Genomic DNA, 16,738 nt, shown 5'->3' on the forward strand with positions numbered 1-16,738 from the left:
GGGGCGGGCCTCCCCCGCAGGGCGGCGGTGAGCCGGTCCCGGACCCGTGAGACGCCCTGTCCGAGCCTCCGGGTGAAGTCGGCCGCGCCGATCACCTCCTGCCAACGGGCGAGGACCTCCCCGCGCAGCAGCGTCCCGTCGCCGGTGGAGACCTCCAGCCTCCGCAGGCCGGCCTCCTCGGCGGAGTCCAGTGACCGCGCCGCTGCGGCCAGAGTGGAGTCGTGCTCCTCGAGGGCAGCCTCCACCAGGTGGACGCCCTCGAGCACCTGACGCACCGAACCCGCCAGGGTGCGCCTGGCGACCTCCGACCGGGTCCTCGCATCGGAGCCGAGGTCCTCCAGCCACCGGCGCAGGGGTTCCACGGCCGTCGCCGGCAGCAGTCCGTCGCGGAGCGGTTGCTCGTCGATCCCCACCAGTGGGGCGTCGGGGATCCCGTGGCGCGCCATCAACCGGTGCAGGTCCTCGGAGACCTCCTCCATGGTCCCCGGTGGCACCCGGTTGAGGACCACCGCCACTGCGATGTCTCGGGTGGCGGCCTGACCGAGGACCTCCCAGGGCACGGCGTCCGCGTAGCGCGCAGCGGTGGTGACGAACACCCACAGGTCGGCGGCGTCGAGCAGCTGGCGCGCCAGGGAGCGGTTGTCCTCCACCACCGAGTCGAGGTCGGGGGCGTCCAGCAGCGCCATCCCCGCGGGCAGCGAGTCGAGCCCGCGCACCTCGAGGGTGGGCGCCCCGCCGACGGCCGGGGCACTCGGACCGGCACCCGCCCCGACGCGTTCACGGGGGAGACCGGGGAGGATCCGCTGCGGCTGGAACCACCCGGAGTCCTCCGGGCGGTGGACCAGCAGGGGTCGACGCGTGGTGGGACGGATCGCCGAGGAGGCGGAGACCCGGGTCCCCACCAGCGAGTTCAGCACGGTGGACTTGCCGGCACCGGTCGAGCCGCCCACGACGGCCAGCAGCGGCGCCTCCGCGTCCGCCAGTCGCGGGATGACGTGGTCGCCGAGCCGGCGCACGGCGCGCGCACGCTCGTGCTCCCCGACGGGGGCACCGGGCGTGGGGAGGTCCAGGGCGGCTCCTTCGAGCGCCCCCCTCAGCACGTGCAGGTGCTCCAGCCGGTCCATCCCTCAGCCGACCACCTCGACGCGCGGGGACAGGTCCTCCTCGGGCGGGACCCAGGCGGCGGGGTCCGCCTCCACCTGCTCACCCGAGCGGATGTCCTTGACCGTGTCCGGGTCTTCCCCGGTCCCGGGGAACCAGACGAAGGGGATCCCGCGCCGGTCGGCGTAGCGGATCTGCTTGCCGAACTTGGCGGCGGTGGGGGCCACGTCGCAGGCCACCCCCCGGGAGCGCAGCCGTGTGGCGACCTCGTCTGAGCGGCCGCGGTCGCCCTCGTCGACCACGGCGACGAGGACGGCGCTGGGCACCTTCCGCGTCGCCCGCACGAGCGGGGCGGAGAGCATGCGTGAGACCAGACGCGACACCCCGATGGAGAGCCCGACCCCGGGATAGGTGCGCTTCCCGTCGGTGGCGAGGGAGTCGTAGCGCCCCCCCGAGCAGATCGAGCCGAGGTCCTCGTGGCCCTCGACCTCCGTCTCGTAGACGGAACCGGTGTAGTAGTCCAGGCCCCGGGCGATCCTCAGGTCGGCCAGGACCACGCCGGGCATCCGCGCCGCCGCGGTGGCCAGCAGTCCGCAGAGCTCGCCCAGCCCCTCCTCCAGGAGCTCACCGCTCACACCGAGCCCCGCCACGCGGGAGCGGACCTCCTCGGGGGAGTCCGTGCGGATCGTCGCCATGTCCAGCAGGGTCGCCGACTGGGTGTCGGTGATGCCGGAGGCGGCGAGTTCCTCGGCCACGCCCTCGGGCCCGATCTTGTCGAGCTTGTCGAGCCCGCGCAGTGCGGCGTCGACGTCGGTGACCCCGATGCCCTCGCACACCCCCTGGACGACCTTGCGGTTGTTGACCAGCACGTGCACCGGGGGGATCGGCAGGGTGGTGAGCGCCTCCGCCATGACCAGGGGCAGCTCCACCTCGTAGTGGAAGGGCAGCTCGCCGTTGCCCACGACGTCGATGTCGGCCTGGGTGAACTCCCGGAAGCGGCCCTCCTGGGGGCGCTCGCCACGCCAGACCTTCTGGACCTGGTAACGCTTGAAGGGGAAGTCGAGGTCGTTCGCGTTCTCGATGACGTAGCGCGCGAAGGGCACGGTGAGGTCGAAGTGGAGACCCATGCGCCTCTCGTGGGAGGAGGAGGGACCTCCGGCCTCACGCTCCTTCAGCGCCTGGAGACGCTCGAGCACGTAGACCTCCTTGGACGTCTCACCCTTGGACTCCAGCTGCTCGAGGGTCTCCACCGCGCGGGTCTCGATCCCGGCGAAACCGTGGAGCTCGAAGACGCGGCGCAGGTGGTCGAGGACGGACTGCTCGACGATGCGTCCGTCGGGGAGCCATTCGGGGAATCCGGAGAGGGAGGTGCGTGCCATGGGGTCCATCATCCCACGTCCCACGGGCCCGCCACCGCCGCCCGGCTGCGGTGTCGCAGGCCGCGCCGACGCGCCTCAGCCCACCTGGCGGGCGCGGGCGACATAGGGATTCGTCGCCAGCTCCCGGCGCATGGTGGTCCACGGGCCGTGGCCGGGCAGCAGGAGCGTCTCCGGGTCGACGGCGTTGGCGAGGGTGCGCAGCGTGTGGCGCATCTGCACCTCGTCCCCACCGGGCAGGTCCGTGCGTCCCACGGACCCCGCGAAGAGCACGTCGCCGGTCAGGGCCCAGGGGGAGGACCCGGAGCGTGCGACGAGGACGTCCCCGCCCGAGGCGACCTCGAGCGCACCCTCACCCAGGAACACCGCGGAGCCCTCCGTGTGGCCGGGGGCGGGGACCATGAGCAGGACCACGCCGGGCACGACCTCGAAGGTCCCGGCAGGGACGGCTCGCAGGTCACCGGGTCTGCGCCACACGAGGTCGAGGCCCTCGGGTCGCATGGGGACCCAGGAGAGGGGGTCGTCCATGCGGGGCAGGTCGGGGCCGGGCACCCACACGGGCGCCTCGTCGGCGTCCACGGCCCAGGACGCCACCTCCGCGGCATCCCAGACGTGGTCGGGGTGTCCGTGGGTGCACAGCACGGCCCCCACCCGCACGCCGTGGGCGTCGAGCGTCGACCGGATGGCGTCCAGGACCCCCGCCGAGGGGTCCACGACGAGGGCGGCTCCCCCGTCCTCCGGGACCAGGACCAGGCAATTGGCCCCGAAGAACGGAGTCGGGATGACGCTGAGGTGCATCGGTCAGCCGATCGTGCCCTGGATCTGGTCGAGCCAGGCCCGCTTGGTGGTCAGGGTGTCCTGGAGCTCGGTGACACGTCGGGTGTCGCCCGCGGCCTGGGCCGCCGCGACGTCCGCCTCGAGTTCTGCGACCTGCTGCTCGAGCTGGCCGAGCATGCCCTCGGCCCGGGCCCGGGTCTCGGGGTTGGAGCGCTTCCACTCCCGGTCCTCCGCGGACCGGACGGCGTCCTCGACCGCACGCATGCGGCCCTCGATGCGGGAGACCTCCGATCCGGGCACACGACCCACCTCGTCCCAGCGGTCCTGGATGTCACGCAGGAGCGGCTTGACGGTGTCGGGGTCCGTGACGGGCAGGAGCGCCTCGGCCTCGGCGAGCAGGGCCTCCTTGGCACCGAGGTTCTCCCGGTACTCGGAGTCGGCCGCCTCGTCCTTGGCGCGGCGCGCGTCGAAGAAGACCTGCTGGGCTGCACGGAAGCGGGCCCACAGGGCGTCGTCCTCCTTGCGTGAGGCGCGCGGCGCCGCCTTCCAGCGGTCCATGAGCCCGCGGTAGGCCGCCGAGGTGGCTCCCCAGTCGGTGGAGTGCTGGAGGGCCTCCGCCTCGGCGATCAGGGACTCCTTGAGTTCCTTGGCCTGGCCCTGCTTCTGGTCCAGGGCGGAGAAGAACTGGCGGCGACGCCGGTCGAAGACCGTGCGCGCCCCGGAGAAGCGCTTCCAGAGCTCGTCCTCGGCGGCCTTGTCCAGACGTGGACCGCGCCGCTGCATCCCCTTCCACTCCTCCAGGAGGTCGCGCAGCTGTTGGCCCGACTGCTTCCAGTGCGTGCGCTCCGGGTCCTGGGCGACGAGTGCCTCGGCGCGTTCGACCAGCGCCGTGCGCTCGGCCAGCGCCGCCTCCTTCGCGGCCTGGCGCTCGGTCCGGGCCTGCTCCTTGCGCTCCTCGGCCCGCGCGCCGAGCTCCTCGACCCGGGCGCGCAGCGCCGGGAGGTCGCCGATGGCGGCGGGCTCGACCACTGCCTGACGCAGGGTCTTCAGCGTCTGGTCGATGTCCTTCGGGGACAGCTGCGGGAGGCGGTCCTCGAAGAGGCGCACGGTGGCCTCGAGGTCCTGGAAGCGACGTGTGTACAGGGCGAACGGGTCCTCGGGGAGACCGTCCGGGTAGGCACCGACGATCCTCTCGGAGTCCCCGTCGCTCACCCAGACGGTCCCGTCCTCGTCGATGCGGCCGAACTCCGTGGTCAGCGGGGTGCCCGGCTTCGTGACCCCGACGGCTGCGGGGTCTGCGGGGGCCGGCTGGGCCGCGGGCTGGGCGGGAACTGGGGGCTGGGCCGGAACGGCCGGCCTGGCGGTCACGGGAGCCGCTGCGGGGGTGGCAGGGGCACTCGGGGCGGGAACGGCGGGTGTGGGGGCGGAGGCCTCCTCCGCGGGTGTCTCCCTCGAGTCGCCCGGCTCGGGACTGCTCGGGGCCGGAGCGCTCTCCGCGGGCGCGACCGTGTCCTCGGGTCCGGCCTGGGTCACGGTAGCCGACGGTTCCGTCCCCCCGGCGACAGGTTCGGTGTCGACGCTCTGCGTCTGTGCGGCGTCTGGCTGGTCGGGGCTGGCCTGGTGCGCGGGCTGGGAGGTCACGGTGATCCTTATGGGACGAGGGCGACCCCGGGGTCGCCCGTGCGCGTCGTCACCCGCCGGGGCGGGCGAACACTGTCGTGCCATCGCTGTGGCACAGGTCCTATCCTACGTGTCCCGCGCGGGCTCGGGCCAACTCGCCCCCGGCGTCGCGGGCGTCGGGCCGCCTCACTCCGCGGGGGCCGGGGACCGCTTCTCGTTGCCGGTGAGGCGGACGGCCTCGAACACGCCGTCGACCCGGCGCAGTGCCGCGAGCACCGCGTTGAGATGGCTCATGTCGGCCAGCTCGAAGGTGACCCGCGCGTAGGCGATCTGGTCGGCGGAGGTCGACATCGACCCGGTGATGATGTTGACCCGGTAGTCGGAGAGCACCTTCGTCAGGTCGGAGAGCAGTCCGGAGCGGTCCAGGGCACGCGTCTCGATCTGCACGAGGTAACTCGCACCCGTGCGCTCCGTGCTCCAGGAGACCTCGACGAAGCGCTCGGGATGGAGCTCCTCGAGGCGCTGGGCGTTCTGGCAGTCGGCGCGGTGCACGGAGACCCCCTGCCCGCGCGTGATGAAGCCGATGATCTGGTCACCCGGTACCGGCGTGCAGCAGCGGGCGAGCTTCACCCAGATGTCGTTGGAACTCATCCCGGCCACCGTCACCCCGGCGTCGGACCCCGCCGACTTCAGGCGGTTGGAGCCGGGCATGACGGCCTCGGAGAGGGTCTCCTCCGTGCCGTCACCCCCGCCCAGGTTGTCCACCAGCTTCTGGACGACGTTGTGGGCGGAGATGTGGTTCTCCCCCACCGCCGCGTAGAGACCGGAGACGTCCTGGTACCCCAGCGCCGTGGCCACCGACAGGATCGACTCGTGGCTCATGAGCCGCTGGAGGGGGAGGTTCTGCTTGCGCATCGCCTTGGCGAGGTGTTCCTTGCCCGCCTCGATCGCCTCGTCGCGACGCTCCTTGGAGAACCAGGCCTTGATCTTCGACCGGGCCCGGGGGGAGGCCACGAAGGCCAGCCAGTCCCGCGACGGTCCGGCCTTGGAGGACTTGGAGGTGACGACCTCCACGGTCTCGCCCGACTCCAGGCGGGTGTCGAGCGGGACGAGTCTCCCGTTCACCCGGGCACCCACCGTGTGGTGTCCGACCTCGGTGTGCACCGCGTAGGCGAAGTCGACGGGGGTCGCGTGCGCGGGCAGCACCACGACCTCGCCCCTGGGCGTGAAGACGTAGACCTCGTCCCCGGCGATCTCGTAGCGCAGCGAGTCGAGGAACTCCTCGGGGTCCCCGGTCTCGCGCTCCATCTCGACGAGGGCGCGCAGCCAGTTCATCTGCTCGTCGCCGGTCATCTTGTCGGTGTCGCCGGAGGTCGCGTTCGGGTTCTGCTTGTAGCGCCAGTGCGCGGCGACCCCGTGCTCGGCGCGCTCGTGCATCTCGAAGGTGCGGATCTGGATCTCCACCGGCTTGCCGCCGGGTCCCACCACAGTCGTGTGCAACGACTGGTAGAGGTTGAACTTCGGCATCGCGATGTAGTCCTTGAAGCGTCCCGGGATCGGGTTCCACCGGGCGTGCATCGCGCCGAGCACCGCGTAGCAGTCCTTGACGGACTCCACGAGGACGCGCACCGCCACAAGGTCGAAGATCTCGTCGAAGGCCTTCCCCCGCACGATCATCTTCTGGTAGATCGAGTAGTGGTTCTTCGGGCGCCCGCCCACCGTGCCCTTGACGTGGGAACGGCGCAGGTCCTCCTCGATCTGTGAGATGACGTCGCGCAGGTAGGTGTCCCGCTCGGGCGCGCGCTCCGCGACGAGGTGGTCGATCTCGTCGTAGATCTCCGGCAGGAGCGTCTTGAAGGAGAGCTCCTCGAGTTCCCACTTCACCGTGTTCATCCCCAGGCGGTGGGCCAGCGGCGCGTAGATCTCCAGCGTCTCCTGGGCCTTGCGCTGGGCGGACTCGCGCGGCACGAAGCGCCAGGTGCGCGCGTTGTGCAGGCGGTCGGCGAGCTTGATGAGCAGCACCCTGATGTCCCGGCTCATCGCCACGATCATCTTGCGCAGCGTCTCCGACTGCGCGGCGGAGCCGTACCGGACCTTGTCGAGCTTGGTGACGCCGTCCACCAGCAGGGCGATGGGTGCACCGAAGTCGGCGGTGAGTTCCTCCACCGTGTAGTCCGTGTCCTCCACCGTGTCGTGGAGCAGGGCCGCCACCAGGGTGGGGGTCGTCATGCCCATCTCGGCCAGGATCGTCGCGACCGCGACGGGGTGGGTGATGTAGGGCTCCCCCGACTTGCGGAACTGCCCGCGGTGGTGGAGTTCGGCGGTCTCGTAGGCCCTCTCGATCACCGAGACGTCGGCCTTGGGGTGGTTGGCGCGCAGCGCCCGCACGAGTGGCTCGATCTCCGGTGCCGTGGAGCGCCCGCGGGAGCCGAACCAGACCAGCCCCGAGCGCACCAGGGACCCTGCCGCAGGGCTGCGGTGGTTCGGGGTCTCGACGGTCTGCTCGGTCATTGCCCCATGATAGGCACGCCCGGCCCGGCCGCGTACCTCAGAAGCTGACAGCTGACTCCACGGTGAGACCCTCCAGGCGCGAACGCCCGCCCAGCGCCTCCAGCTCCAGGAGCACGCAGACGGAGGCGACCTCGGCCCCGCACTCCCTCAACAGGCGCACCGACGCGTTGGCCGTGCCACCCGTGGCCAGGACGTCGTCCACCACGAGCACGCGGTCGCCGTCACGCACGGAGTCGGGCCGCAGTTCCATGCGCGCCGTGCCGTACTCGAGGGCGTAGTCGACGCCGATGACGGGTCCGGGCAGCTTTCCCGCCTTGCGGACGGTCAGCATGCCCACGCCGAGCATGGTCGCCAGCGGCGCGGCGAGGATGAACCCGCGCGACTCCAGCCCGGCGACCGCGTCGATCCGCCCGTCGTAGCGGTCCGCGAGGATCTGCATGAGCTCACGGAACGCCGGGCCATTGGCCAGCAGGGGCGTGATGTCGCGGAAGAGCACCCCCGGTTCGGGGAAGTCGGGGATCTCCCGCAGGTTCGAGGTGACCAGGTCGGCGACGCGACCCCCCAGTTCGTGGCTCATCGGTTCCTCCGGTTCTTGCGCGTGGGCTGGGCTGCCTGTCCGAGGTGACGACCCGGCGTCAGCGGCGCCACCCTCACACTGGCGGACGCGCCGGCTGGCACCTCCTCGCCCGTCGTGGCGGCGGCACGCGCCGCCCGGGCCGCCAGCACGCGCCCATTGTGCTCGCGGGTGCGCCGACGCCGGTCCTCGAGGATGACGAGCAGCGGTGCGGCGATGAAGATCGAGGAGTAGGCACCGACGATCATGCCCACGAAGAGGGCGAGCGAGATGTCGGTGAGGGTCCCGGCGCCGAGCAGGAACGTCCCGATGAAGAGGATGCACCCCACGGGGAGCAGGGCGACCACCGAGGTGTTGATGGAGCGGACCATCGTCTGGTTGACGGCGAGGTTGACGAGCTCACCGAAGGTGTAGCGCTCCTGGTCCCAGACGCCGCGCGTGTGCTCCCGGATCTTGTCGAAGACGACCACCGTGTCGTAGAGCGAGTAGCCGAGGATCGTCAGGTAGCCGATGAGGGTGGCCGGGGAGACCTCGACCTGGGTGATCGCGAAGAAGGCGACGGTGACGACCACGTCGTGGAGCAGCGCGATGATGGCTGCCGCCGACATGGTCAGTGACCGGAAGTAGACCGCCATGACCAGTGCGACCAGGACGAGGAATATCACCAGGGACTGCATTGCCTTGGCCGTGACGTCGTGGCCCCAGGTGGGTCCGATCGAGGAGGCCTGGACGTCGTTGACGTCAACCCCGTAGGCGCTGGCCAGGGCCTGGCGGACCTCACCGGTCTGCTCGGTGTCGAGGGCAGGCGTCTGGACGCGCACGCCGTTCTGACCGAGGTTGGACACGCGCACGTCCGAGGTCACGCCGGTCTTCGCCACCGCGTCGTAGGCGACCTGCTGCTGCGAGGTCGACACGCCGGTGACGGAGAACTGGGACCCGCCCGTGAACTCGATCGAGGGGTTGAGGCCGAGGACGGCGATGAGGACGGCGGAGAGCACCATCAACCCGCCGGCGAGGCCCACGAACAGCTTCCGGTGGGCGACGATCCCGTAGGACTTCTTGCCGGAGTACAGGGCATTGCCCCACTGGGCGAAGCTCATCATCGGTCGAGCCCCTTCGTCTCGTCGGTGGAACCGTCCACGGCGGCACCGCCCCCGTCCCCGGGCGCGGTGGAGGAGGACGCGTGGGTGGCCTCGAAGCGCCGCTCCGCGAGGGACTTGGTGCTCCCCGCGGTGGCCCCCGTCGCCGGAGCGGCGCCGGACGCACCCTTGCCCCGCACGACGACGCGCCCGCGCCCGGCGTACACGGCGCTGGAGTGCGCGCCGAGGTGCTCGGGGTCGAGGCCGGACAGCTTGTGGCCCTCACCGAAGAACGGCACACGGATCAGCAGTTCCATCATCGGGTGGGTGAAGAAGAAGATCACGACGAGGTCGACGATGGTCGTCACCCCGAGGGTGAAGGCGAAGCCCTGGACCCCGCCGACGGACAGCACGTAGAGCACCACGGCCGCGATCAGGTTGACCAGGTCCGAGACGATGATCGTGCGCCTGGCGCGGTCCCAGCCCTCGTCGACGGCGGCGACCAGGGGTCTGCCGTCACGGACCTCGTCACGGATGCGTTCGAAGTAGACGATGAAGGAGTCGGCCGTGATGCCCACGGCGACGATCAACCCCGCCACGCCGGGCAGGGAGAGGCGGTAGCCGATGATCCACGACAGCAGCGTGATCACCAGGTACGTCAGACCCGCGGCCACGAGCAGGGAGCCCGCCGAGAGCACGGCGAGGCCGCGGTACTGCCAGATCATGTACAGCACCACGAGCACGAGGCCGATGACGCCCGCCCAGATGCCCTTCTCGAGGTGGTCGGAGCCCAGGGTCGCGGAGATCTGCTGCTCGGACTGGACGGTGAAGTCCAGGGGGAGGGAACCGAAGCTCAACTGGTTCGCGAGCGCCTTCGCGGAGTTCGCGGTGAAGCTGCCACTGATCTGGGCCCTGCCGTCGGTGATCACGGTGTTCATGGACGGGGAGGTGATGACGTTGCCGTCGAGCACCACGGCGAAGCGGTTGCGGGTGGCATCGGTGGACTTCAGGTCGTAGAGCCGCTGCGAGGCCTCGGCGAACTCCTTGGTGCCGGTGGCGTCGAACTGGAGGTTCACGCCCCACTCACCGGTGGACTGCCCCTGGGAGTTGTAGATCAGGCCGGCGGTCGCGGAGTCCAGGTTCGCACCCTTCACGTCGACCGGACCGAGGATGTACTTGTAGGTGCCCTCCTCGTCGCAGGTGACGAAGGCGGTGTCCGGGTCGGAGACCGCGCCCTGGGCACGGGAAGCGGGATCCGTGCAGTCGAGCATGTAGAACTCGAGCAGGTCCTTCTCCGTGACCCAGGCCGTGTCGGAGTGGTCGGTGGGAGTGGTGGCGGGGGTGTCGGAGATCGTGCCGTCGCCGTTCGTGTCGGCCAGCTTCTTCGCCTCGGCCTCGGACATCGCCGTGGAGACGAGACCGGACTGGGCGTCGTCGGTGGCGCCGCTCTGCGCCGTGCTGCCGCTCTGGGAGGTGGTCCCGCTCTGGGAATCGGTGCCGCTCTGGGCCCCGGTGGAGTCCGTCCCCGAGGTCGTCGCCGTGGTGGTGGCCGCACCGGTGACGAGGACCGGTCGGAAGTCCATCTGGGAGGAGGAGCGGATCAGGTCCAGCGTCTCCTTGTCGGGGTGGCCCGGCAGGGACACCACGATGTTGTCGGTCCCCATGGAGGTGATCTCGGCCTCGGCGACGCCCGAGGCGTCGACGCGGTTGCGGATGATGTTGATCGCCTCGGTGATGTCCGCGCTGGTGACCTCCTTGTCGGAGCCGTCGGCGCTGGTCGGGGTCAGGATCAGTTGGGTGCCGCCCTCGAGGTCGAGCGCGAGGCTCGGGGTGAGACCCGCGCCGCGGGTCGCATGCCCCACGAGCAGGGCACAGACGCCGATGACGACGACGATGAGCAGGGTGATGAGTGAGCGCGCTGGACGGCGCCGTGTGGTGGCCACAGGTGGGATTCCTTGGTGTGTCGAGGAAGGGACGGCGTCTCAGTGCCGCTTGTCGTCCTCGTCGGTCTCGATGGGGGATTTCGGCGGCTGGGGGGCGTCGAGTCCGAGCACGGGCTCGTCCTCGTCCTCGTCGACGACCTCGGGGGCAGCGGTCTCGTCGGCGGCGAAGGGGGGCTCACCGACCTCACGGATGGACTGGCGCTCCCAGTAGGTCTCCGTGCCGTCCGGGGTCTCGAGGATGACGACGTCACCGTCCTGGTCGACGTAGCGACCCCAGAAGCCGAAAGCGGTCTTCACCCACGCACCGGGGACGAGGCCCTCCGTGAGCTTGCGTTCGCGCTCCTGCTGCTGCTGCAGCATCTTCTTCTTCGAACGCGAGCTGAGCACCATCATCGCGACCAGCATCACCGCCATGATGATCAGGAAGCCGTAGTTACCCACGAGTACCTCTTTCGTCAGTCCGGCCACTCCGGATGCGGATGTCGCCCGTTGCAGTCTAGTGCCCCGGCGCGCGCCTGTGCGAGGCCCACTCGCCGGGGTGGGATCCTGTGCACTGCGTCACGCCGACAGCAGCGCACCACCCCCACGGGTCCGCAGGGGGCGAGCGCGTCCCTCAGCCGAACAGGGTCCCCTCGGTGGGGGGCACCATCCCGAGGTGCTCCCAGGCCCTGCGCGTCGCCGCCCGCCCCCGGGCCGTGCGCACCATGAACCCCTCGCGCACCAGGTAGGGCTCGGCCACCGTCTCGACGGTCTCGGCCTCCTCCCCCACCGTCACCGCCAGGGTCGTCAGACCCACGGGGCCACCGGCGAAGCGACGGCACAGCGCCTCCAGCACCGAGCGGTCGAGGCGGTCGAGGCCGGAACGGTCCACCTCGAAGAGCTCGAGCGCCCGTCGTGCGGAGTCCAGGGAGAGTGTGCCGTCGCCGTGCACCTGCGCATAGTCGAGCACCCGCCGCAGCAGGCGGTTGGCGATGCGCGGCGTGCCGCGGGACCTCGAGGCGACCTCGTGGGCGGCGGCCCCGTCGATCGAGACCTCGAGCAGACCCGCGGAGCGGCGCACCACCGATTCGAGATCCTCGGTGGAGTAGAACTCCAGGTGGGCGGTGAACCCGAAGCGGTCGCGCAGCGGCGCCGGCAGGAGGCCCGAACGCGTGGTGGCCCCCACCACGGTGAACGGCGGGAGGGTGAGGGGGATCGAGGTGGCACCCGGTCCCTTGCCGACCACCACGTCCACGCGGAAGTCCTCCATCGCCAGGTAGAGCATCTCCTCCGCGGTCCGGGCCAGGCGGTGGATCTCGTCGATGAAGAGGACGTCGCCCTCCTGCAGGCCCGACAGGATCGCCGCGAGGTCCCCCGCGTGCTGGATGGCCGGGCCCGAGGTCAGGCGCAGGGAGGTCCCCATCTCGGCGGCGATGATCATGGCCAGGGTCGTCTTGCCGAGTCCGGGGGGACCGGCGAGCAGCACGTGGTCGGGGGTCACGCCACGCCCGCGGGCGGCGTCGAGGACGAGCTGGAGCTGGGAGCGCACGGTGGCCTGGCCGATGAACTCGTCCAGGTGCTTCGGTCGCAGCGCGGCCTCGGCGGCCCTCTCGACGTCGGAGGCGTCCGGGGCGATGATCCGGGGGGCGTCCTCGGGGAAGACCTGCTCAGCCACGGGAGCCCCCCAACTCGACGAGGGCGGCGCGCAGCAGCGCGGAGGCGTCCAGCCCCCGGCCGGCGAGGCGCGAGACCGTCCGCTCCGCCACCGTCTCCGTCCATCCCAACTGGACGAGGGCGGCGCGGACCTCGTCCTCGGCGGCGCTGCCCGCGGAGGTGCTCCCCGACTCCGGGAGTGCGGCCGCCGCGCCGAGCTTGTCACCGATCTCCAGGACCATGCGTTGGGCGGACTTCCGTCCGACCCCGGGGATCCTCTGGAGCGCGGCGAGGTCGCCGCGCGAGACCGCACCGCGCAGGTCGTCGGGGGTGAGGACGGCCAGGGCGGCCAGCGCGATGCGCGGCCCGATCCCCGAGACCGTCTGGAGACGCTCGAAGACGTCGCGTTCGTCCGCGGAGCGGAAGCCGAAGAGGGTGAGCGACTCCTCCCGGACCACGAGGGAGGTGTGCAGGCACACCTCGGTGCCACGGGTCAGGGACTGGGCGGTGGCCGGGGTGACGAGGACCCGCCACCCGATCCCGCCGACCAGCACGGTCACGGTGTCGAGGCCGACCTCCTCGAGGCTCCCCCTGAGCTGCGCGATCACACTGTCCCCTTCCGTGCCCACCGAGGGGCGAACACCTGTACGATCCTATCCCCGGTGGAGGCGCGGATCGACCGCTCCCGTGCGGCGTTGCGCCGCCTGCGCCTCGGCCCAGGCCCGCTGGGCCGGGGTGAGGGAGCCGCGTGAGCTCACCTTCCCCGACAGGGAGACCGAGATCCGCGAGTCGTCCCCCGCCCCCAGCAGTCCCGTGCCGCGCCACGCGTGGCAGATCGCGATGGCCAGTGCGTCGGCGGCGTCGGCCGGACGTGGGACCTCCGTCAGGCCGAGCACACGGGCCACCATGTGCTGGACCTGCGCCTTGCCGGCGGTGCCCGAACCGGTGATCGCAGCCTTGACCTCGGAGGGGGTGTGCACCGCCATCGGCAGTCCCGCCCGCCCGACGCAGACCATGGCCGCCCCCATGACCTGCATGGTGGTGGTCACGGACTGCAGGTTCTCCTGGGCGAAGACCCGCTCGATCGCCACGACCTCGGGCCGGTACTCGACGATGGCGGCGTCGATCGCGTCCGCGATCGACCGCAGCCTGAAGTGGGTGGCCAGCTCCGTGCCGGATCGTGCGACACCGACGTGGACCAGCCGGGCCTGCCGGGAGGGGGCGACGTCGACGACACCGATCCCGCACCGGGTGATGCCGGGGTCGATCCCCATGACGCGCACGGCTGCGACCTCAGTCCCCGGAGACCATGCGCACGAAGAGGCGGTGGAGGCGGTCGTCCCCACCGACCTCGGGGTGGAAGGAGGTGGCGAGGGCCCGTCCGCTGCGCACCGCGACGACGGGTCCGTCGGGCAGGTTGCCGGCACGGGCGAGCACCTCCACGCCCGGACCCACGCGCTCGACCCAGGGGGCACGGATGAAGACCGCGTGGAAGGGCGCGTCCAGGCCGACCACGTCCAGGTCCTCCTCGTAGGAGTCCACCTGTCGCCCGAAGGCGTTGCGCCGCACGGTCATGTCGATGGCCCCGAGGCACCGTTGGTCCGCGCGCCCGTCGAGGACCTCGGAGGCGAGGAGGATCATGCCCGCACAGGTGCCCCACACGGGCATGCCCGCGCGCACCCGCTCGGCCAGCGGGCCCAGGAGGTCGAAGGCCACGAGGAGCTTGGACATGGTGGTCGACTCCCCGCCGGGGACGACCAGCGCGTCGACCGCGGCGAGCTCGCCGGGACGACGCACGGGACGGGCCGAGGCACCTGAGTGCTCGAGGGCCCGCAGGTGTTCCGCGACATCGCCCTGCAGGGCGAGGACGCCGATGGTCACCATCCGCGCTCCGCGAGGTGGTGGCCCACCGGGATGTCGTCCACGTTGATGCCGACCATGGCCTCGCCCAGCCCGCGCGAGACATTGGCGATGACGTCCGCGTCGTCGAAGAAGGTCGTGGCCTTGACGATGGCGGCGGCGCGCTTGGCGGGGTCACCGGACTTGAAGATGCCCGAACCCACGAAGACGCCCTCGGCACCGAGCTGCATCATCATCGCCGCGTCCGCCGGGGTGGCGATGCCTCCGGCCGTGAAGAGCACGACGGGGAGCCTGCCCTCGCGGGCCACCTCGGCGACCAGCTCGTAGGGGGCCTGCAGTTCCTTGGCGGCCACGTAGAGCTCGTCCTCCGGCAGGGAGGTCAGCCTGCGGATCTCGTCACGGATCTGGCGCATGTGGGTGGTGGCGTTGGAGACGTCACCGGTGCCGGCCTCGCCCTTGGAGCGGATCATGGCCGCGCCCTCGGTGATGCGGCGCAGCGCCTCACCCAGGTTGGTGGCCCCGCAGACGAAGGGAACCGTGAAGTCCCACTTGTCGATGTGGTGGGAGTAGTCCGCGGGGGTGAGCACCTCGGACTCGTCGATGTAGTCCACGCCCAGTGACTGGAGCACCTGCGCCTCGACGAAGTGCCCGATGCGGGCCTTGGCCATCACCGGGATGGAGACGGCCTCGATGATGCCGTCGATGAGGTCCGGGTCGGACATGCGCGCGACGCCGCCCTGGGCGCGGATGTCGGCGGGGACCCGCTCGAGGGCCATGACGGCCACCGCGCCCGCGTCCTCGGCGATCTTCGCCTGCTCGGCGTTGACGACGTCCATGATGACGCCGCCCTTGAGCATCTGCGCCATCCCGCGCTTGACGCGGGCGGTCCCGACCTCCCGGGTGCCCTCCGTGGGCGACTCGACCTGCTCCGACATGCTCACTCCTCGTCCTCGAGCTGCTGGCGGACCTCGTCGGAGACCGTCATGTTCTGGTACACGTTCTGCACGTCGTCGGAGTCCTCCAGCGCGTCGATGAGGCGCATGACCTTCTCCGCGCCCTCGAGCCCGAGCTCGACGTCGGTGGACGCCACGAACTGGTTCTCCGCTGAGTCGTAGTCGATGTCCGCGGCCTGGAGGGCCTTGCGGACCTCCACGAGGTCGGCGGGGTCGGACTCCACGACGAAGCCGTCCCCGGTGTCCTCCACCGAGTCGGCGCCGGCGTCCAGGACGGCCTCGAGGACCTTCTCCTCGTCGACGCCGTCGGCGGCGGGGACCTCGATGACCCCACGCCTGGTGAACAGGTAGGACACGGACCCCGGATCCGCCAGGGAGCCCCCGGAACGGGTGAACGCCAGGCGCACGTCGGAGGCGGCGCGGTTGCGGTTGTCGGTGAGGCACTCGACGAGGAACGCCACTCCGTTGGGCCCGTACCCCTCGTACATGATCGTCTCGTAGTTCGCGCCGCCGCCCTCGGCGCCGGAACCACGCTTGACGGCGCGGTCGATGTTGTCGGCGGGAACGGAGTTCTTCTTGGCCTTCTGGATGGCGTCGAAGAGCGTGGGGTTGCCGGCCGGGTCACCGCCACCCGTGCGGGCGGCCACCTCGATGTTCTTGATGAGGCGCGCGAAGAGCTTGCCGCGCTTGGCGTCGATCGCCGCCTTCTTGTGCTTCGTGGTGGCCCACTTGGAGTGTCCCGACATCAGTGCTCCCTCAGGGGTGGATTCGTACCCCACCATCCTACCCGCGGCTCCGGGGCCCGGCTCCGCGTCCCCCACCGTGGGACCACGTGAAGGGACACGCCCCCTCCCGTCCCGGCACCAGGTCCCCCGTGCGGCCGACGCGGCCCCGGGCCCTCACCCCCACCCGACCCCGGGGGACCTGTGCCACCGGAGTCCCCGCTCCTGCCAGGAGCGCCCCACGCTGACGACACGACGACGGAACGAGTCCCACTCACCCACCCCGGAACCCGCCCAGGCGACCTCGGCCGCGGCCGCGAGCCGGGGCAGCAGCAGGGTGGTGAGGTCCTCGAAGGTGCGCACCGTCTCGGTCCAGAGACAGGCCTCGACCCCCTCCACGGATCCGGCGCGCAGTCCCGGGACCGTCTCCCGGGGGTCCCACTCCAGGGAGTCCCGCAGCTCGGTGGTCCCCATCCAGGTCAGTCCCAGGGGCGTGGAGTCGTCGTACTTCATGTCCAGGTAGATGCGCGAGGCCGGGGAGGTGATGACCCGCACCCCACGCCCGGCCGCCCGCGCCACCCCCGAGGGGT

At 71.3% G+C, this 16,738-nt stretch carries 16 protein-coding genes; all 16 read right to left on the reverse strand.

What is annotated here, in order from left to right; translation table 11 throughout:
* Positions 1 to 1,124 (reverse strand): dynamin family protein (locus TA90_RS06390; RefSeq protein ID WP_043535218.1); only part of this gene is annotated, 1,124 nt, incomplete at its 3' end.
* Between the two features lie 3 nt (positions 1,125 to 1,127).
* Positions 1,128 to 2,480: a histidine--tRNA ligase gene (gene hisS, locus TA90_RS06395; protein ID WP_043535235.1), complete on the reverse strand. Its 1,353-nt coding sequence runs from the start codon at positions 2,478 to 2,480 to the stop codon at positions 1,128 to 1,130.
* A gap of 75 nt (positions 2,481 to 2,555) precedes the next feature.
* Entirely contained in the window at positions 2,556 to 3,275 is a 720-nt protein-coding gene (locus TA90_RS06400) for an MBL fold metallo-hydrolase (protein WP_043535219.1), read from the reverse strand.
* A 3-nt stretch (positions 3,276 to 3,278) separates the two neighbouring features.
* The gene (locus TA90_RS06405) at positions 3,279 to 4,622 is read right to left on the reverse strand and encodes a DUF349 domain-containing protein (RefSeq protein WP_052450588.1); all 1,344 of its coding nucleotides are present in this window, start codon (positions 4,620 to 4,622) and stop codon (positions 3,279 to 3,281) included.
* A 438-nt stretch (positions 4,623 to 5,060) separates the two neighbouring features.
* Positions 5,061 to 7,385: a RelA/SpoT family protein gene (locus TA90_RS06410; protein ID WP_187120101.1), complete on the reverse strand. Its 2,325-nt coding sequence runs from the start codon at positions 7,383 to 7,385 to the stop codon at positions 5,061 to 5,063.
* A 37-nt stretch (positions 7,386 to 7,422) separates the two neighbouring features.
* A complete protein-coding gene (locus tag TA90_RS06415; RefSeq protein ID WP_043535220.1) occupies positions 7,423 to 7,962 on the reverse strand; it encodes an adenine phosphoribosyltransferase in 540 nt (179 codons plus the stop codon).
* Complete coding sequence (secF, locus tag TA90_RS06420) at positions 7,959 to 9,062, reverse strand: protein translocase subunit SecF (protein ID WP_043535222.1); 1,104 nt, start codon at positions 9,060 to 9,062, stop codon at positions 7,959 to 7,961. Before secF ends, TA90_RS06415 begins: the two co-directional genes overlap by 4 nt.
* Positions 9,059 to 10,981 (reverse strand): protein translocase subunit SecD, encoded by a 1,923-nt coding sequence (secD, locus tag TA90_RS06425; RefSeq protein ID WP_043535224.1) that lies wholly within the window; start codon positions 10,979 to 10,981, stop codon positions 9,059 to 9,061. The genes secF and secD overlap by 4 nt, the downstream gene beginning before the upstream one ends.
* Positions 10,982 to 11,020: 39 nt before the next feature.
* Positions 11,021 to 11,422, reverse strand: coding sequence for a preprotein translocase subunit YajC (locus TA90_RS06430; RefSeq protein ID WP_043535225.1), 402 nt, complete (start codon positions 11,420 to 11,422; stop codon positions 11,021 to 11,023).
* A gap of 172 nt (positions 11,423 to 11,594) precedes the next feature.
* Entirely contained in the window at positions 11,595 to 12,635 is a 1,041-nt protein-coding gene (gene ruvB / locus TA90_RS06435; RefSeq protein ID WP_043535226.1) for a Holliday junction branch migration DNA helicase RuvB, read from the reverse strand.
* Positions 12,628 to 13,221, reverse strand: coding sequence for a Holliday junction branch migration protein RuvA (ruvA, locus tag TA90_RS06440; protein WP_043535229.1), 594 nt, complete (start codon positions 13,219 to 13,221; stop codon positions 12,628 to 12,630). The genes ruvB and ruvA overlap by 8 nt, the downstream gene beginning before the upstream one ends.
* A gap of 45 nt (positions 13,222 to 13,266) precedes the next feature.
* Positions 13,267 to 13,896: a crossover junction endodeoxyribonuclease RuvC gene (ruvC, locus tag TA90_RS06445; protein WP_043535230.1), complete on the reverse strand. Its 630-nt coding sequence runs from the start codon at positions 13,894 to 13,896 to the stop codon at positions 13,267 to 13,269.
* 10 nt (positions 13,897 to 13,906) lie between these two features.
* Complete coding sequence (gene pdxT / locus TA90_RS06450; protein WP_043535231.1) at positions 13,907 to 14,497, reverse strand: pyridoxal 5'-phosphate synthase glutaminase subunit PdxT; 591 nt, start codon at positions 14,495 to 14,497, stop codon at positions 13,907 to 13,909.
* A complete protein-coding gene (gene pdxS / locus TA90_RS06455) occupies positions 14,491 to 15,408 on the reverse strand; it encodes a pyridoxal 5'-phosphate synthase lyase subunit PdxS (protein ID WP_043535232.1) in 918 nt (305 codons plus the stop codon). Before pdxS ends, pdxT begins: the two co-directional genes overlap by 7 nt.
* A 2-nt stretch (positions 15,409 to 15,410) precedes the next feature.
* Positions 15,411 to 16,172: a YebC/PmpR family DNA-binding transcriptional regulator gene (locus TA90_RS06460; RefSeq protein WP_043535239.1), complete on the reverse strand. Its 762-nt coding sequence runs from the start codon at positions 16,170 to 16,172 to the stop codon at positions 15,411 to 15,413.
* A gap of 153 nt (positions 16,173 to 16,325) precedes the next feature.
* A partial coding sequence (locus TA90_RS06465; protein ID WP_147513405.1) for a family 20 glycosylhydrolase occupies positions 16,326 to 16,738 on the reverse strand: 413 nt, incomplete at its 5' end.

Origin of the sequence: Actinomyces polynesiensis (genome assembly GCF_000820725.1) — a bacterium.
Lineage (GTDB): Bacteria > Actinomycetota > Actinomycetes > Actinomycetales > Actinomycetaceae > Pauljensenia > Pauljensenia polynesiensis.